Here is an 18,173-nt window from a genome sequence, read left to right as displayed (position 1 = left end):
AGAAATTTTTTGTTTTTTTGAGGAGTGTGTAAAAATGGTTGGAATTAGAGATGTCGCACGAAAGGCAAATGTCTCTCCTGCTACAGTTTCCCGCGTGTTGAATAACGATCAGACGATCCATGTGGCTCAGGCTACTCGGCAACGAATAGTAGAGGCAGCAGCTGCGTTGGATTATGATATCAGTACTCGAAAATATATCAAAAAGAGAATGCCTTCGATTGGTGTGATCTCTACGATCGGCAAAGCGAGCGAAGAACATGATATCTATTACAAACATTTGCGAGTAGGGATGGAAGAAGAAGCTCGACGTCTGCATTTAGGGATGAATCGAATCTATAATCTATCTGATAATCCTAAACAATGGGAAGATCTAGATCAGTTAGGTGCGGTGATCGTTGTTGGGACCGTTACGAAAGAATCGATTACCGCCTTATTAAAACAAAACATGCAAATAGTCGTCGTGGATAACCCTGACATCCAGCAAGAGGTCGATATGATTTATGCAGATCTTGAACGGATGACTAAAACCGTACTGGAATTGTTCTTAGAAAATGGCCATAAAAGAATAGCCTATATCGGGGGGTATAAAGTCGATATGGATGAACTGGGTGGGAAGCAGATTTCTATAAACGAAAAGAGAATGCGTGCCTATCAGCATTTTATGATCGATCATCACTTAGAAAAATATATGTCTTATCGTCTAGGTGGCTGGACAGAAAAACAAGGTGAGGGACTTGCGACTGATCTATTAGAAAATGAATCCCCTCTTCCTACTGCCATTCTTGTAGGGAGCGATCCAATGGCAATCGGTGTCTATCGGGCATTGAAACAAAAAAATATCCAAATTGGAGAAGAGATTGTTGTAGCAAGCTTTGATAATATCGAGACAATCGCAAACCTCTCCCCTGGCTTGACCAGTGTCCAAATCAATGCGAAATCAATTGGGCAAGCAGCTGTTCGAATGGCATTGGAGCGAATTGACGGAATACGGGACGAACCAATCATTTTGACTTATCCTGCACGATTGATTGTTCGGGAAAGTTTTATCCCAAGAACAAAAAGGTATTAAAAGAGAGGTTGTAAAAAGCCGCTTCGTTTCTTCATACTCAAAACTAAACGGCTTTTTCACAACCTCTTACTTATACTTATTCACAAAATCCAATGTCTGCTGGTAACAATTTTGCGATTCTTTTAGCGTGTAATCAAATTGGTATTCATGGGTAATCTCTTTTTTTGTATCTGTATAAAACAAGGATTGCACGGGTACCTTTAATTCTGTCAACCGATTTTCTAATGCTTGACCTTGCTCTTGGAAGGAGTAAGCATTTCCGTCAGTTATATACGTTGGCGGAAATTCCTTAGAAACATGGTCAGCCACACTAGCTTCTTTCAGTTGCTCGCTCGTTTTCCAATCTTTTGTTCCAATCAACGACCATGCAACGGTTTTGACGAAGAACTTCATAAATCGATCATCCGAATGTTGCTGTGCTGTTAGCTTTAAATCAACGGGTCCACAATAAGAAATGGTTCCTTTCAAACTATCTTTTGGAAGTACCTGTTTGATTTTCATCTGTTTGGCATACGCTTCATTTGTTTGTAGAGCTGCATATTGCAAAGCGATTTGTGCACCTGCACTATCGCCGCCAAAAAATAGTTGTTCCATGTCTAGCAGTTTGTCGTCGCCTTCAGCTAATAAATCTTTGACCAGCTCATTCACTTGAAGAACTTGATTAGGGTATTCTGAATCAGGCGCTAATTCATAATTCATCGCAACCACTGCGATGTTGGCATCTGATACTAATTTTGTCGCAAATTCCTTGACACCTGATTTATCTCCGCCGACGAACCCTCCACCATGTACCCAAAACAGAACAGGAACAGGTCCCTTGCTGTTTTTTGGATAGTAGATATCATACGTATTCTCTTTATAGTTGGACTCGTACGTCAAATCTGTTTTTTTCGCCACGTTTTTTTCTGCTTGATTGAACGTTTTCTGATCGGTGATTTGAACAGTATTTGAAAACATATGGTTGATCAAGAATGCTCCGGGTCTGGGGGAAAGCTGGAAGGCAAGAAAGATTGCAAACGCGATTCCAAGAATGATTCCGAAGAACCATCCGATAAATTTAAGAATTTTCTTTTTCATAAGTCTCCCTCAGAAATTAATATTAAGCATTCTGATTATACCATAGTGTTCTTTCCTAGCAAGCTCTCCTGCATGATTTAATTGTTCCCCCAAACTTCTTCTGCAATGCTTTTGACAAAAGCAATCTTTTCCCATTGTTCTTCTTCAGACAAAATATTTCCTTCTTCTGTTGAAGCAAATCCGCATTGAGGACTTAAGCACAAACGATCCAAAGGCAGATATCGTGTCGCTTCGTAGATCCGGTCAATCACTTGCTGGCGCTCTTCCAGTTCACCACTTTTCGTTGTGATCAAGCCTAATACAACTAATTTATCTTCGGAAACTTTCGCTAAAGGTGCAAAACTCCCAGCACGTTCACTATCGTATTCTAAATAATAGGCACGGACATTTTCTTGAGTAAATAATGGATCTGCTACGTCGTCATAGCCCCCCGATGCTGCCCAAGTAGAATGATAATTCCCGCGACAGACATGTGTATTGAGTGTTAAATCATCCGGCTGGTCAGCTAAGACTGCATTGTTGATCGTTAAATAAAGATTTGCTAGTTCCCGACGAACTTCTTTTTCATCTTTTCCCTCATCCATCGCAAACCCTTTAGGAAGTGGTGCAACTAATACTCCCCATGTACAATCATCTAGCTGGATCGTCCGCGCACCTGCTTCATATAAGTCGTCGATCACTTGACGATAAGCTGCGATGATATCTTTGATCAATGTTTGATTGTCTTCATAGACTTTTCGAACATGGGGTAATATATCCGGACGAAGTAGTTCCACTAAAATTTGAGCTGGAGCAGGAATTGTCTGTTTCACTTCGATGCCTTGACTTGTATGTGCCTGAGTGAATTTAAAATGTTCGACGAAAGGGTGGTTCGTACCAGAAATTTTCCCCGTCACAATCACTGTACCAGGACGTGTCTCTTCTCCATGAAAGAAATAGCCATGTTCAGGCACATAAAATTCCACGCCATTCAACCCATAAAAGAAGTCCAAGTGCCACCAGCTGCGACGGAACTCTCCATCAGTAACAGCTTTCAAACCAGCTCCTTCTTGTTTTTTTATCAATTCGATGATTGTTTCATCTTCTACTTTTCGAAGTTCTTCTTGTGTGATTTCCCCATCAGTAAAACGAGTCCTTGCCTCTTTCAATTTTTCAGGACGTAAAAAGCTCCCAACGATGTCATAGCGAAATGGTGATGTTGTTCGAATTGTCATAAAAAATCTCCTCCAATAATCATGTTTTAACAAAGCGTAAGAAGTTTTTCAAAAAAAGAAAAAGTACCCGCCTCTTTTGCCGTTGAACGACAAAAGGGACGAATACTTCGTGTTACCACCCTTATTTGCATTATTCTCACAAATAATGCCTCATCGGTACAGATTGTATACCCGGCGAGTTATCGGTCGCTTTACCGTTTAGATTGCGTGAACAATCAAAAAAACTCAGAGCTCATCTTCACTGACCAAACAATCCTTGCTCTCACCTACCAAGGTCTCTGTACTTATTTCCGATCAGCTACTCTTCTCTTCAACGCTTCATTATTTGCTAATTAATATCCCACTTTCGTTTCATTTTGTCAATCTTTTTTTAATAAAAAAATCGAGCGATTTCTCTCTCATTTCATTTTCATCCATTCAATCCACTTATCCTAAATATTTCTTTCCTATTTTTTCATTTCCATCCATGCATGATAATATTCAATTCTGATATTGTTTTCGTCCGTATTGGTCAATAGATATTGTCCGATTACTTCTCCTGTTTCCCACCCTTTTTCATGCATTGTTTCTCTGACTTCTAAGATATTATTACGTTCCTCATGGTTCATCTCAGATTTCAATAAAAACCGGCGATAAATAGTCGTATCTTTTTTCTTCCAAATCACATCTTGGGAAAATAAATGTATCTCACTGGGGTCGATAAAAAAGCCGTACATCGTTTGCGAACTGGAAGCTGGCATACTCATCATTCCAAAACTCGAATAGTTCGGTAGAAATTGTTTTATTTCCACAATATCCTCAAATTCCGTTGAGATCATACAGTCAAAAGGGATCTCTTCTATAGGAAATTCTTCCTCGTTTGTATCGATCATCAATTTCAACTGTTTTTTTCGCGCCCTTATCTCTTTCTGTTTTTGTTTCATTATCAATAGTTCTTTATGGATTCTTTTTTCTGTTTCATCAAGTGTCTCATATAACTCCGTCAGCGTTTTACCATATAAATTCTTCATCTGCTTGATCGGTATATCTAATTTTCTATAAAAAACAATATCATAAAGCATAAAGATATCGTCGATATCAAACAAGCGGTAATCATTCTCTTCCTGTCTGCTTGACTGGATCAGTCCCTGTTCATCCCAATAGCGAATCGTTGATTTTGGCAAATCAAACAGTTCCGATACTTGGCAGATCGTGTACATTTTTTTCATTTTTTCTCACCTCTTTTCCAGTTTATTCTTTTTTCTATTGACCTTCAAGCTACTTGAAGGTATAGAATCGAAAAGTATCAGGAAAAAGGAGGAATAATATGACTATCTTAAAAAAATTCTTACAGCAAAACAAAGGACTCGCTCTCCTTACCTTTGTGATGATCTGTTTACAAATCGCCGGTACATTAGGTGTACCAAAATTAGTAGCCAAACTGATCGACACAGGTATAGCAAGTGGCGAAGCCTCTGTTATCAAGAAAATCGGCGTTGAAATGCTACTTGTAGCATTTCTAGGAACAATCGCTGCAGTTGCCTCTAGTTACTTTTCAGCATTGGCATCCGCTCGGTTTGGTTTCCAGACACGGGAGAAATATTTCCGTAAATTCCAACAACTGTCAATGAAGGATATCAGCCGTTTCAGTTCTGGATCTCTTTTAACAAGAATGACGAATGATGTCGATAATGTCCAGCAAATGATTGTTTTATTTTGCCAAATGATTTTACCAGCACCAGTTATTTGCTTTTTCACCATCCTCATGATGTTTCGTTATTCTCTATTGCTTACATGGGTTACATTATTCTCTGTTGTTTTTTACGTATGGATCGTTTACCGACTGATGAAACTAGGAACGCCTTTATCTTTGAGTATCCAACCAAAAATGGATCGGATCACCATCACATTGAGAGAATTCTTTACGGGGATCAATATGATCCGTGCCTTTGATAATCAATCATATGAAGAAAAGCGAACGAATCAGACCTTTGCAGATTATGCTAGTCAAATGATCAAAGTGAACCGAATCTTTGCTTGGGTCACTCCAATTGCTTTTTTACTCATGGGAATCGTTTATGCTTCTATTTTGTGGTTTGGCGGAAATCTTGTGGCAGACGGGACGTTACAGATCGGGGTCGTGACCGCGGTAGTGGAATACTCTATGCTGACACTTGCTTATTTGATGATTGCAGCCATGGTACTGGTCATTATCCCTAAATCATTCGCCTCTTTACGACGGATAGAAGAAATACTCGAAGCAGAGATCGAAATTAAAGAAGAGACGATCCAAACAGTTGCTAAACCATCCTTTGATCAGACAAATGCAGCTGCTTTTGAACATGTCACATTCAAATATACTGAAACTTCTGATCCAGTTCTAGAAGATATTGATTTTACAATACCTAAAGGAAAAACAACGGCGATCGTTGGTGGGACCGGATCTGGAAAAAGTAGTTTAGCAAAACTTCTCTTGAGACTAAGTGATCCTACGGTAGGAAAAGTGACCCTTGGTGGTATTCCTCTTACTCAAATGACGCAGGAACAGATCCGCTCCCACATCAGTTATGTCCCTCAAAAAGCCTTCTTATTCAGCGGTGCGATCTTAAGCAACTTGCAGATGGGAAATGAACATGCTTCACCAGAAGAATTGGCTAAAGCGATCAAGGTCGCCCAATTAGAAGAACTAGTGGACACTCTTCCTTATGGATTAGATAGCTTTGTTGCTCAAGGTGGTTCTAATTACTCTGGCGGACAGAAACAGCGGATATGCATTGCTCGAGCATTGATCAAACCAGCAGAAATCTATATATTCGATGATAGTTTTTCCGCTTTAGATTATAAGACAGACGCAGCATTAAGGGCAGCACTCCATAAACACATGTCGGAGAAAACTCTCGTGATTGTTGCTCAACGGCTCAGTACGATCCAACAAGCAGATAACATCATTGTTTTAGATGAAGGAAAAATCGTAGGACAAGGTACTCATGAAGAACTATTGTCTAATTGTCAAACATATCAAGAGTTTGCCAAATCACAAGGAATATAGAAAGAAGGGATTCGATGGAAAAGAAAAAAACGTTGAACACACACGCTTTGATACGTTTTTGGAAAATGATCAAACCTGAACATAAATATTTTTACGGATTGTTTCTATGCAGTTTATTGGGCAACCTATTAGTTGTAGCCATGCCCCTGATCATGGGAATTGGGATTGATGATTTGTTGTCGCAAATAAGAAAAACAGGTATTGGACAGCTTACTTTCAGTGATATCAAACAGGCATTGCTGTTCCCTGTCTTATTGCTGATCGGCTGTTCAGTCCTAAGCAGTGTTGCTTCATTTATCCAAGAACGTACAATGGCAGCATTAAGCGAAAAGATCACATTGAGGGTACGAAAAGAAATCACAAAAAAATTCAAAACATTGCCGATGTCGTTTTTTGATAATCATCAAGTCGGCGACATCATCAGTCGGACGACTACCGGACTCAATCAGCTTTCTCAAGTGTTATTGACAGGTATCAATCAATTTTTCACTTCTGTGGTAACAATAGTTGCTGCTGGTCTAATGCTGTTTTATATCGAAAGCAAGCTTACTTTGCTCGTCTTATTACTGATCGTCGGAAGTTCAATTGTTACAACTAAAATTGCGAATAAAAACAAACAGATTTCTGAACAAAACCAATATGAACTAGGTGTCTTGAATAATCGGATGGAAGAAATCTTAGCTGGTAATCTAGTAGTCAAAACATTCAATCAGCAAGCTCGTGCAGAGGCTTCTATACATGAAGTAAACAAAAAACAATACAATGCTTTTAAACGTGCTCAATTTATGAACTTTGCCATCTATCCGGCAATCCGTTTCATCAATCAACTTGCCTTCATCATAAGTGCGGTATTCGGTGCTATACTCGTTCTTTCTGGCGGTGTGACGATTGGCTTCTTACAAGCTTACCTTCAGTACATCAATCAGATCTCTGAACCAATTTCCACTGCTTCTTATGTGATCAACTCGATCCAATCCGCAATGGCTGCAATCGAAAGGATCTTTGAAATATTAGATGAAACAGATGAAATTCCGGACCTACCAGAAGCAAAACTTTTGGAAGAACCGAAAGGAAAAATAGCTTTCAAAAATGTACAATTTGGTTACACATCAGATAAAATATTGATGAATCAAGTTGATTTTTCAGTAAAACCAAAACAAACTGTGGCGATTGTTGGCCCAACTGGTGCAGGAAAAACGACTTTAGTTAATCTGCTGATGCGTTTTTATGAACTGAATAAAGGAAAGATCGAATTTGACGGCTGCGATATTACTAAGCTTTCGCGTGGAGAACTACGCCGTTCTTTTGGGATGGTCTTACAAAATACCTGGCTGTTTGAAGGAACAGTGGCCGATAATATTGCCTATGGGAAAATGGATTCCACGAGAGAACAAATTATCGAAGCGGCTGAAATCGCGCAATGTGATCACTTTATTCGAACACTGCCAGAGGGATATGATACAATCATCTCTAGCGAAAATGGTACGTTATCTCAAGGACAGCAACAATTATTAACAATTGCACGGGTCATTTTGGCAAATCCCCCTGTCGTTATTTTAGATGAAGCAACTTCTAGTGTAGATACACGAACAGAAGCATTGATCCAGCAAGCAATGGAGTCTGTGACAAAAGACAGGACAAGTTTTGTCATTGCCCACCGTTTGTCAACGATTGAAAATGCAGATATGATCCTTGTAATGAAAAACGGCGATATCGTCGAAAAAGGAACGCATTCTGAATTACTCCAAGCACCAACGCTTTATGCTAGCCTTTATAATAGTCAATTTCAGGTAGCATAGCCAAAAGAGCGTGGGACAAAAGTAAAGAACACTTTTGTCTCACGCTCTAAACACGTATAAAAGGCGGAAGCAATTCTGATGGCTTTCATGAGTTTTTTTAACGTAGCTTTTCTAAATGCAGCTACGTTTCTTGTTTCTTTTGTCATCATGACTTTTTTCACCCCTCATTTTCAACGACTTTTTCATGAACAGCCGTTTGAATTACCAAAAAACGTGGAGTAAAGCGGCATTTTGTTCACTCTTTCTTTGTCTTTTTTAGGTTATATTATTGTCAAGAACATGAAACGAAGTATAGGAGGATTTAAATAGTGAAAGGATGTGGAACGATCATCAAGATCATCGTTCCACATCCTTTTTTAACCATATTAATTATTAAAGATCTTAGGGCCTTTTCTCATGTTTTTACGATCATTTTTAGGTGTTTCCATTTGTTTGGATCGACCTCCACCTTGTTTCTTTTTGATCAATTCTTTCATTTTTTCTTTTTGGTCCATTTTTATTCTCCTTTAACGAATGAAGCGACTAATTCGATATGATGGGTTTGTGGGAAAAGATCTACAGGCTGAACTTTCTTCACGGCATAACCTGCTTCTGCAAATAACTTAGCATCTCTTGCAAAAGTTGCCGGATTACATGAGATATAGACGATTCGTTCTGGTGACATTTCGATTGCTGATTCAATAAAATGATGATCTAATCCTTTTCTTGGAGGGTCAACTACGATCACAGATGGTTTGATTCCTTTTTCTTGCCATTTTTTCATGACTTTTTCTGCTTTTCCGACTTCATAATAAACATTTTCGATTTTATTATTTAAAGCATTGAATTGTGCATCTTCAATTGCTTCTGGAATAACTTCCATCCCATACACCTTATCCACTTTGTCTGCTAAAGACAAGCCAATCGTACCTATTCCTGAATAAGCGTCAATCACAATGTCTTTTTTATCTAACTCAGCAAACTTGATGGCTGTTTGGTACAGATACTCTGCTTGTTGAGTATTTACTTGATAAAATGACTTTGCTGAGATTCGATAGGTTTTTCCTAATAGCTGATCTTCGATATAGTCTCTGCCATATAAAACTTTTTCTTTGTCTCCTAAAATCACATTTGTTTTTTCTTCATTGATATTTTGGATGACCGAAACCACTTCTGGCAATTCTTCATGAATGGCTTCAGCAATTTCCTTGGATTTAAAGAATTTTTCTTTACGAGTAACTAAAACGACCATCATTTCATGGGAATAATGACCACGACGTATAATGATGTGACGAAGCTGTCCTTCATTTTTTTCTTCATTATATCCTCGTACTTGGAACCGTTGCAAGATATCTCTGACTACTTTGATTGCTTGATCGATGACAGGATCTTGGATATAAAAATCTTCGATAGGGACTAGATCATGGCTATTCTTTTTGTAAAAACCGGTGGCTAACTGTCCATCGATACGGCGAACAGGGATCTGTGCTTTATTACGGTAGCCGAATGGTTCTGCCATTCCGACAGTTGGAAGTACAGGAATTTCTGACATCTTAGCAATCTTCGCCATTACATGCTCTACTTGTTTTTGTTTGAAAACAAGCTGTTGTTCATACTTCAAATGGGCTAAAGGTGCGATACCTGTGCGAAGTAGTGCATTGTTTTCTACAGGCTGGCGATCAGGAGATTGTGTAATAAATGTTTCGACTTTCCCATATCCAAACTTATTGCCCGCTTTCACTACTAGTATTTCTACTTCTTCTCTAGGAAGTGCATTTTCGATAAATAATGGATAACCATCGATTTTTGCTACCCCCATTCCTTCATAACTCAAGTCGACGATTTCGACTGTATATCGTTCGTTTTTCTTTACTATTTGCTGTTCTGTCATATTTTGCTCCTTTAAGCCTATTTTTCAATCCTACTGAACTCTACTATAAATCAGTTAATTACACAACTAAAACCGGCACTGACCTTACTACGTTCAGCACCGGCTTTTGATTAATTCTTTTGATTAGGTGTTTCGTCTGCTATTTTTCCGTCACCGTCGATATCTTCATCCGTTAAACGTTCGACTTCTTTTACGAATTCTTTGCTGACAACCTCTAATTCTTCTTCATCTGTGCCTGTGATTGCTTCATCAGGAATCTGATCGGTATTGGCAAAGAACTCAATGTGCTGATGAAGATTTTGGAAATGCATCGGTGCTTCCCCGCCATATTCACCATCTAAGTTGATCATTACTGGTCGATTGATATCATCTTCTGTTTCGACGAACAAACTGCTTGTTTTGGTATAGATTACTCTTGGATCATCGACATGTCGACCGCCATTCAGCATGAGTGCCGCAATATGCAAGATCTCAAAGATATTTGCTGTCTTTACAATGATCAAAGAAAACTTGCCATCATCCAATTTGGCATCTGGCGCGATCTGTTCGAATCCTCCAACAGAGTTCGTCAGCCCTAGGAAAAACATTGAAGCATTTCCGATATATTCCCCTTCATCATACTTCAAGCGCATTTTGATTGGCTTTACTCGAGGTAGCATCTCTGCTCCTTTCGCAAGGTAGGCAAGATAACCAAAAATACTCTTTAGTTCTGATGGAACTTCATAAGTCAATTCTGTCAAATAGCCGCCTGCAGCGATATTGATGAAGTAACTGCTATCAGAAAGACCGATGTCCATTTTTACGGTTTGGTGTTTTTTTATTACTTCTGCTGCTGCTTTAATATTATCTCTAGGAATTTTTAATGCTCGAGCATAGTCGTTCGTCGTACCGGCTGGGATAATGGCCATTTTAGGACGGTGTTCAAGCGGAGCGATCCCATTGACCACTTCGTTGATCGTTCCGTCGCCCCCAGCTGCCACTACTAGATCAAAACCTAGTTCTGCAACTCTGCGTGCTTCATTCTTGGCTGAATCAGGTTCTGGTGTAGTGGCATAGGCGCTAGCTTCAAATCCTGCTTCTTCTAATGCCTGCAGGATATCCGCCAAATTTTTTTTCAATAATTCTTTTCCCGAGGTAGGGTTATAAATTACGCGTGCTTTTTTCATTTTCAGCCTCTAGCGTTTCGCTAATTCATCTTTAAGCAGCTTGTTCACGACACCAGGATTTGCTTGCCCTTTAGTTGCTTTCATGATTTGACCGACTAGGAAGCCAACCGCACGATCTTTTCCATTTTTGAAATCATCGACAGATTGTTGATTGTTATCCAAGATTTCATTAATGATTGGAAGAAGTTTGCTAGGATCAGATAATTGTACCCAACCATTTTTCTCAACAACTTCTTGCGCTTCTCCGCCATTTGTGATCAATTCACGGAAGACTTTTTTGGCGATTTTTGAGCTGATCGTTCCATCGGCGATCAAACGAATCATTCCTGCTAAGTTCTCAGGTGTCAATTTTGTCTCAGCTAATTCCAGTTTCTCACTGTTTAAGTAAGCAGAAACTTCACCCATCAACCAGTTAGATGCTTGCTTGGCATCTGCACCATTTTCCAAAACAGCTTCAAAGAAATCAGACATTTCTTTTGTAAGTGTCAATACCATTGCGTCATACTCTGGAAGACCAAATTCACGGATATAGCGTTCGCGACGAGAAGCTGGCATCTCAGGTAAACTAGCTTTTACTTTTTGAATCCATTCGTCATCGATCACGAATTTCGGAATATCAGGCTCTGGGAAATAACGATAATCACTAGAACCCTCTTTCACACGCATCAAAACTGTTTTATTCGTTGTTTCGTCAAAACGGCGTGTTTCTTGTTGGATTTCTCCTCCTGAAAGAAGAACTTTTGCTTGACGTTTTTCTTCAAAAGCTAAACCTTTTTTCACGAAAGATAAAGAGTTCAAGTTTTTCAATTCTGCTTTCGTACCGAATTCTTCTTGTCCATAAGGGCGGAGAGAAATATTCGCATCACAACGCATAGACCCTTCTTCCATTTTCACATCGCTGACTTCTGTAAATTGGATGATTGAACGTAATGCTTCTAGATAAGCGTATGCTTCTTCTGGTGAACGCATATCAGCTTCAGAAACGATTTCGATCAAAGGTGTGCCTTGTCGGTTCAAATCAACGTAAGAATAGCCGCCGATACCATGCATGTTTTTCCCAGCATCTTCTTCTAAATGGACCCGTTCGATCCGGATTTTTTTCTTCTTGCCTTCTACTTCGATTTCGATCCATCCGTCATGACCGATTGGTTGATCAAATTGAGAAATTTGATATGCTTTCGGATTATCTGGGTAAAAGTAATTTTTCCGGTCAAAATGAGTATCTTTAGAGATTTCGCAGTTTAATGCCAAAGCGGCTTTCATCCCGAATTCCAGCGCAGCTTTGTTCATTACTGGCAGCACGCCTGGATAACCCCAGTCAATCACGTTTGTATTGCTGTTTGGTTCTGCACCAAAATGAGCTGGCGCTGGAGAGAAAATTTTTGAGTTGGTTTTCAACTCGACGTGGACTTCTAGTCCAATGACTGTTTCAAAATTCATTCGTCTTTCCCTCCTAAAATAGCTGGTTGTTGTGTGTGGAATTCTGTTGCTTGTTCAAACGCATATGCCGCTTGATACATCGTTTTTTCATCAAAATAATTACCGATGATCTGCAATCCAACTGGTAATCCTTCTGACAATCCTGCCGGTACAGACATACCTGGAAGTCCAGCCAAGTTGACAGGGATCGTTAAGATGTCACTCATGTACATCGTGATTGGATCGTTGATGTTCTCACCGATTCCGAATGCCACTGTTGGTGAAGATGGTCCGATGATCAAGTCATAATCTGCAAAGACTTTTTCAAAATCTCGTTTGATCAATGTACGGACTTGTCCTGCTTTTTTGAAGTAAGCGTCATAATAGCCCGCACTTAATGAGAATGTACCTAACATGATACGTCGTTTTACTTCTTCACCGAATCCTTCTGAACGTGAGTTGACATATACATCATCCAATGATTTCACGTTTTCAGAGCGATAACCATAGCGGATACCATCGAAACGCTGCAAGTTGGAACTTGCTTCTGATGAGGCAATGATATAATAAACAGCCACACCGTATTTTGAATGAGGTAAGCTGACTTCTTCCACAACAGCACCTAATGAACGGAATGTTTCTGCTGCTTTCAATACAGCTTCTTTTACGCCAGAGGCTACACCTTCGCCTAAGTATTCTTTAGGTAAAGCAATCTTCATTCCTTTGATGTCACCGGTCAGTCCCTCTGCAAAGTCAGGAACTGAAACGCCTGAAGAAGTACCGTCTTTTTCGTCATAACCACTGATAGCTGTCAATGCTAATGCGTTATCTTTCACCGTACGGGTCATTGGTCCGATTTGGTCAAGAGATGAAGCAAAGGCAATCAAGCCAAAACGTGAGACACGGCCATAAGTAGGTTTCATTCCTACAATGCCGTTGAAAGCTGCTGGCTGGCGGATACTTCCCCCCGTATCACTACCTAAGGAAACTGGGATTTGTCCAGCTGCTACTGCTGCTGCAGAACCACCGGAAGAGCCCCCAGGTACTTTTGTTTGGTCCCAAGCATTTTTTGTTTTCTTGAAATAAGAAGTTTCTGTACTTCCGCCCATAGCAAATTCATCCATGTTTAGTTTTCCAACAGGGATCATATCTGCTTGATAGATTTTATCCATGACCGTTGCATCATAAATTGGTTCAAAATTGTAAAGAATCTTAGATGCAGCGGTTGTCAAGATATCTTTTGTTACGATATTATCCTTGATCCCAATCGGAATTCCAGCAAGGATGTTGCTTTCATCAATACCTTTTTCATCTAAAGCTTTTGCCTGTTCCAATGCTTTTTCTTCATTCAATGTGATGAATGCTTCGATCTCAGGCTCTGTTTCTTTGATTCGTTCAAATGTTGCTTTTGTCAAATCTTGTACAGTGATTTCTTTCGATACAAGCATACGATGCAGTTCTTCTAGAGAACGATTGTGTATTTTTGTCATTATGCGCCAGCCTCCCCATTATCGATGATTGCGGGTACTTTGATAAAGCCGTCTTCTGTTTCCGGCACATTTTTCAATAATTCATCACGGTTCCATCCAGCTTGCGCCCGATCTTGTCGCATCACGTTTACTGTTTCGACAACATTCGACGTAAATGGAACACCTTCCGTATCTACTTCTTCCAGCATTTCCACCATATCGATGATTTTACCTAATTGGTCGGTAAAACTTGCAAGTTCTTCATCTGCGAACGCAAGTTTTGCTAATTTGGCAACGTGTTTCACTTGTTCTTCACTAATCGCCATACTACCCCTTCTTTCTAAACGAGTTAAAAACTTTGCTCTCTATTTTAACATAAGAGTGCTCTGTCTGAAATTATTTATTGAAATTTGTCTGAAAAAACTCAATATTTATTCTTTTGCTGAGTGGCTTTTAGCCAATGCTTCTGCCATTTGATCTTCTGTCCAAACTTCGATTCCTAATTCTTGTGCTTTGGTTAGCTTGCTGCCAGCATCTTCTCCTGCTACCACGATATCTGTTTTTTTCGATACGCTACCAGTCACTTTCCCGCCAAGATTTTCGATCGTCTCTTTTGCTTCTTCACGAGTCAATCGTGTTAGTTTACCAGTAAGGACTACTGTTTTTTCTTTAAAAGGCGACTCGACTTCTTGCAATTGGGTACTTCGAAGCCCTTTGTATTCGAAATTGACGCCTGCTTGTTTTAATTCATTCATCAATTCATGGACTTCTTCGTTACTAAAATAAGTGACTACACTGTCGGCAATGATATCACCGATCGTATCAAGCGCAATAATCGACTCATAGTCGCTTCTACTCAATGTCTCTAGATCACCGAAATGTTCTGCTAAAATTTTTGCTGCTTTCGCTCCGACATGTCGGATTCCTAACCCGAAAATCAACCGCTCGACCGAATTATCTTTGCTGTTGTCAATTGCTGTCAAAATATTATTTGCTGATTTTTCTTTTATTTTGTCCAACGTCAATAACTCTTCTTCTGTCAATTTATAAAGATCAGCAACATCTGCGACTAGTTTTTTGTCATACATCTGTTCAAGCACACGTGGGCCCAATCCGTCGATATTCATCGCATTTCTTGAGACAAAGTGGTTCAAGCCTTCTTTCATTTGAGCAGGGCATTTAGGATTGATGCACCGTAGCGCTACTTCTTCATCCAAATGGACAAGTTCACTTCCACAAACTGGGCAATGTGTAGGTAATTGGTATTCTTCGCTGTCTTTAGGTCGTTTATCCAACACGACTTGCGAAACTTCTGGAATGATATCTCCCGCTTTATAAATCAGAACTGTATCTTTTAAGCGGATATCCTTCAACTTGATATAATCCCCATTATGCAGACTGGCACGGCTTACTGTCGTTCCTGCTACTCGGACAGGCGTCATGATTGCCGTTGGTGTCACTACCCCCGTTCGTCCGACTGTCCATTCGATGTTTTCGATCAGTGTTTCAACTTCTTCTGGGGGAAACTTATAAGCTGTTGCCCATCGTGGTGCTTTGACAGTAAAGCCAAGTTGATCTTGCAACGAGAACTCATTCACTTTGATGACGATTCCATCAATCTCATAGGGCAAATCTACACGTTTATCATGATATTCCTCAATGTATGCCCATACTTCATCAATCGAATGACATAGACGTTTTTCCCGATTCGTGTGGAATCCTATTTTTTCTAGCTCTTCTAATGCATCATACTGTGTTTTTGCTTCCATAGGACCGAAATCAGCTACTGTGTATAAAAAAGTATCCAGATTTCTTTTCGCTGTGATTTTAGAATCTAACTGACGCAAGGAACCGGCTGCGGCATTCCGAGGATTCGCAAAGATATCTTTTCCCTCTGCTTCTCTGTCTTGATTCAATTGAACAAATGACCGTTTTGGCATGAAACATTCGCCTCTTACTTCGATGTTCATCGGTTCTTTTAATTTGATTGGGACTGATCGGACAGTCTTTAGGTTTTCAGTGATGTTTTCTCCTACAGTCCCATCCCCACGAGTCGCTCCTCTAACGAAGTTCCCATCTTCATAACGCAAAGAGACGGAAAGACCATCTATTTTTAGTTCGCAGCAATAGTCGACTACACGTCCCACTGCTTTTTGTACACGTTGATCAAAAGCTATCAGTTCTTCTTTGCTGAAAACGTCGTTCAAACTGTAAAGCGGAATATCATGAGTGACTTTTTCAAAACCTTCTAATACTTTTCCGCCTACTCGTTGAGTGGGAGAATCAGACGTGATCAAATCAGGATATTGTTCTTCGATTGCTACTAACTCTGCGTATTCTTTATCATAAACATAGTCTTCCACTGTTGGTTTATCTTCTACGTAGTATTCACGAGACCATTGGTTCAATCTTGTACGAAGTTCTTCTGCTCGTTTAGCAGCTTCGTCAATCGTCATTTCATGTTCCATCATTTACCCTCCACTACTAAGCTTTTTCAATTGGCGCAAAGGCAGCCAAAAGACGTTTTACTCCTTGACTTGGGAAAGCCACATCTAGTTCTAGATCCTTCGACGTCCCACTTACTCGGACGACTGTTCCTAGGCCCCATTTTTTGTGTTTGACTTTATCTCCAGGTTTCCAGCTGTTCTTTTCCCCTCCAGTGGCACTTTTAGAGGAAACAACCGCTGTCTCTGGCTGTTTATAGCTATATGCTGTTTTTTTTGCGAATACAGGTGTTTTTTTAGGCGTAGGACGCATGCCCTCGATTTCTAGCAATTCTTGATCGATTTCTTCTACAAAACGAGAAGGACGGTTATATTGCGTCCGTCCATATAATGTTCTGGAGAAAGCATTGGTTAAATACAACGCTTCTTCTGCTCGCGTGATTCCTACATAAGCGAGACGACGTTCTTCTTCCAGTTCGCTTTCTTCCATCAATGCTCGAGATAAAGGAAAAACACCTTCTTCTAGACCAATCAGGAATACAACTGGGAATTCTAATCCTTTGGCTGCATGCAACGTCATCAATGTCACTTGCGAAGCGTCTTCTTCTAAATTGTCAATGTCAGAAACAAGTGCCAGATCGTTCAAGAAGACCGTTAGTTTTTCTTCTGGTGCATCAGCATCTTCTTCATTTTGCTGTTCGAACTGCTTATCGAATTCTTGTGTGACCGTTAAAAATTCCTCCAGGTTTTCGATACGCGCTTGTGCTTCTAATGTATTTTGGATTTTTAAATCTTCCAGGTATCCGCTACGATCCAAAACCTCTTTCGTCAATTCTGTCACTGTCAAGTATGGGATCATCTGCGTGACTTCTTGAATCATCTCTCCAAATGAACCTAATTGCTGGCCTGCTTTTCCACCGATATTTGCCAGTTCCACATTTTGGGCTGCTTCAAGCAGTGGCCATTCATGGAGAGAAGCAAAACTGCGTAGTTTTTCGATAGATCCTGGTCCGATGCCTCGTTTGGGCGAATTAACGATACGCTCAAAACTGATTGAGTCTTGAGGATTTGCCAGCACATTTAAATACGCTAAAATATCTTTGATTTCTTTCCGATCGTAGAATTTGTGCCCTCCAACCATTTTATAAGGAATATTTGCTTTCAACAAGGTTTCTTCCATCGCACGAGATTGTGCGTTCGTCCGGTACAAAATGGCAAAGTCGCCGTAATTCCGATGATTGCTTCGAATCTCTTCTTGCATCCGGTCTACGATAAAACGGGTTTCGTCTCGTTCATTATCTGCACGATAGTAAGTGATCTTGTTTCCTTCTTTGTTTTCTGTCCACAAGTTTTTTGGTTTTCGATTGCTATTGTTTTCAATGACTTGGTTTGCCGCGCTAAGAATGTTTTTCGTGGAGCGATAGTTTTGTTCCAGCAAAATCACTGCAGCATCTGGATAATCTTTTTCGAAATCCAAGATGTTCTGCATATCTGCACCGCGCCAGCCGTAGATACTTTGATCTGCATCTCCCACTACGCATAGATTTCTAAATCTACCTGCCAATAAATTGACCAACGTATACTGTGCGTGGTTTGTATCTTGATACTCATCTACATG

General features: G+C 39.9%; 15 protein-coding genes and 1 other annotated feature. Of the genes, 3 read left to right on the top strand and 12 right to left on the bottom strand.

The genetic code is table 11. From position 1 onward, the window contains the following. Positions 1-34 precede the first annotated feature (34 nt). Positions 35-1,069, top strand: a complete 1,035-nt coding sequence (locus HMPREF2731_RS05395) for a LacI family DNA-binding transcriptional regulator (RefSeq protein WP_070872495.1) — start codon at positions 35-37, stop codon at positions 1,067-1,069. Positions 1,070-1,135: 66 nt separating this feature from the next. Here HMPREF2731_RS05395 and HMPREF2731_RS05390 read toward each other — a convergent pair whose 3' ends face one another. From HMPREF2731_RS05390 to HMPREF2731_RS05380, 3 genes are all read right to left on the bottom strand, one after another. After that, entirely contained in the window at positions 1,136-2,146 is a 1,011-nt protein-coding gene (locus tag HMPREF2731_RS05390) for an alpha/beta hydrolase (protein WP_002345957.1), read from the bottom strand. Positions 2,147-2,223: 77 nt separating this feature from the next. Beyond that, entirely contained in the window at positions 2,224-3,360 is a 1,137-nt protein-coding gene (locus HMPREF2731_RS05385) for a 5-methyltetrahydropteroyltriglutamate--homocysteine S-methyltransferase (RefSeq protein WP_002292037.1), read from the bottom strand. Between the two features lie 91 nt (positions 3,361-3,451). Then, positions 3,452-3,683: a binding site (T-box leader), on the bottom strand. A 123-nt stretch (positions 3,684-3,806) separates the two neighbouring features. Then, positions 3,807-4,568: a MerR family transcriptional regulator gene (locus tag HMPREF2731_RS05380; RefSeq protein WP_070872493.1), complete on the bottom strand. Its 762-nt coding sequence runs from the start codon at positions 4,566-4,568 to the stop codon at positions 3,807-3,809. A 98-nt stretch (positions 4,569-4,666) separates the two neighbouring features. Here HMPREF2731_RS05380 and HMPREF2731_RS05375 point away from each other — a divergent pair, with 98 nt between their 5' ends. Together HMPREF2731_RS05375 and HMPREF2731_RS05370 are read left to right on the top strand one after the other, a co-directional pair. Further along, a complete protein-coding gene (locus HMPREF2731_RS05375; protein ID WP_070872492.1) occupies positions 4,667-6,388 on the top strand; it encodes an ABC transporter ATP-binding protein in 1,722 nt (573 codons plus the stop codon). A 14-nt stretch (positions 6,389-6,402) separates the two neighbouring features. Next, positions 6,403-8,187: an ABC transporter ATP-binding protein gene (locus HMPREF2731_RS05370; protein WP_070872490.1), complete on the top strand. Its 1,785-nt coding sequence runs from the start codon at positions 6,403-6,405 to the stop codon at positions 8,185-8,187. Here HMPREF2731_RS05370 and HMPREF2731_RS15045 read toward each other — a convergent pair. The 9 genes from HMPREF2731_RS15045 to HMPREF2731_RS05330 all read right to left on the bottom strand — a co-directional run. Beyond that, the gene (locus HMPREF2731_RS15045) at positions 8,175-8,336 is read right to left on the bottom strand and encodes a hypothetical protein (RefSeq protein ID WP_002306511.1); all 162 of its coding nucleotides are present in this window, start codon (positions 8,334-8,336) and stop codon (positions 8,175-8,177) included. The two genes, HMPREF2731_RS05370 and HMPREF2731_RS15045, sit on opposite strands and share 13 nt — an antisense overlap. 216 nt (positions 8,337-8,552) lie before the next feature. Beyond that, complete coding sequence (locus tag HMPREF2731_RS15280) at positions 8,553-8,681, bottom strand: hypothetical protein (protein ID WP_002292046.1); 129 nt, start codon at positions 8,679-8,681, stop codon at positions 8,553-8,555. A gap of 2 nt (positions 8,682-8,683) precedes the next feature. After that, a complete protein-coding gene (rlmD, locus tag HMPREF2731_RS05360; protein WP_070872489.1) occupies positions 8,684-10,057 on the bottom strand; it encodes a 23S rRNA (uracil(1939)-C(5))-methyltransferase RlmD in 1,374 nt (457 codons plus the stop codon). Between the two features lie 110 nt (positions 10,058-10,167). After that, a complete protein-coding gene (locus HMPREF2731_RS05355) occupies positions 10,168-11,223 on the bottom strand; it encodes a diacylglycerol kinase (RefSeq protein ID WP_002292050.1) in 1,056 nt (351 codons plus the stop codon). Between the two features lie 9 nt (positions 11,224-11,232). Next, a complete protein-coding gene (gene gatB / locus HMPREF2731_RS05350; RefSeq protein WP_002297526.1) occupies positions 11,233-12,663 on the bottom strand; it encodes an Asp-tRNA(Asn)/Glu-tRNA(Gln) amidotransferase subunit GatB in 1,431 nt (476 codons plus the stop codon). Continuing rightward, entirely contained in the window at positions 12,660-14,132 is a 1,473-nt protein-coding gene (gene gatA, locus HMPREF2731_RS05345; protein ID WP_002292053.1) for an Asp-tRNA(Asn)/Glu-tRNA(Gln) amidotransferase subunit GatA, read from the bottom strand. The genes gatB and gatA overlap by 4 nt, the downstream gene beginning before the upstream one ends. Further along, positions 14,132-14,437, bottom strand: coding sequence for an Asp-tRNA(Asn)/Glu-tRNA(Gln) amidotransferase subunit GatC (gatC, locus tag HMPREF2731_RS05340; protein ID WP_002288477.1), 306 nt, complete (start codon positions 14,435-14,437; stop codon positions 14,132-14,134). The genes gatA and gatC overlap by 1 nt, the downstream gene beginning before the upstream one ends. A gap of 105 nt (positions 14,438-14,542) precedes the next feature. Further along, entirely contained in the window at positions 14,543-16,579 is a 2,037-nt protein-coding gene (gene ligA / locus HMPREF2731_RS05335; RefSeq protein ID WP_002306506.1) for an NAD-dependent DNA ligase LigA, read from the bottom strand. 16 nt (positions 16,580-16,595) lie between these two features. Then, positions 16,596-18,173: 3'-5' exonuclease (locus HMPREF2731_RS05330; protein WP_070872487.1), on the bottom strand; the 1,578-nt coding region annotated here is incomplete at its 5' end.

The organism is Enterococcus sp. HMSC072F02 (assembly GCF_001837725.1).
GTDB lineage: Bacteria > Bacillota > Bacilli > Lactobacillales > Enterococcaceae > Enterococcus_B > Enterococcus_B lactis.
Note: the sequence above shows the minus strand (reverse complement) of the source record. Positions and strands in the feature narration are given on the sequence as shown.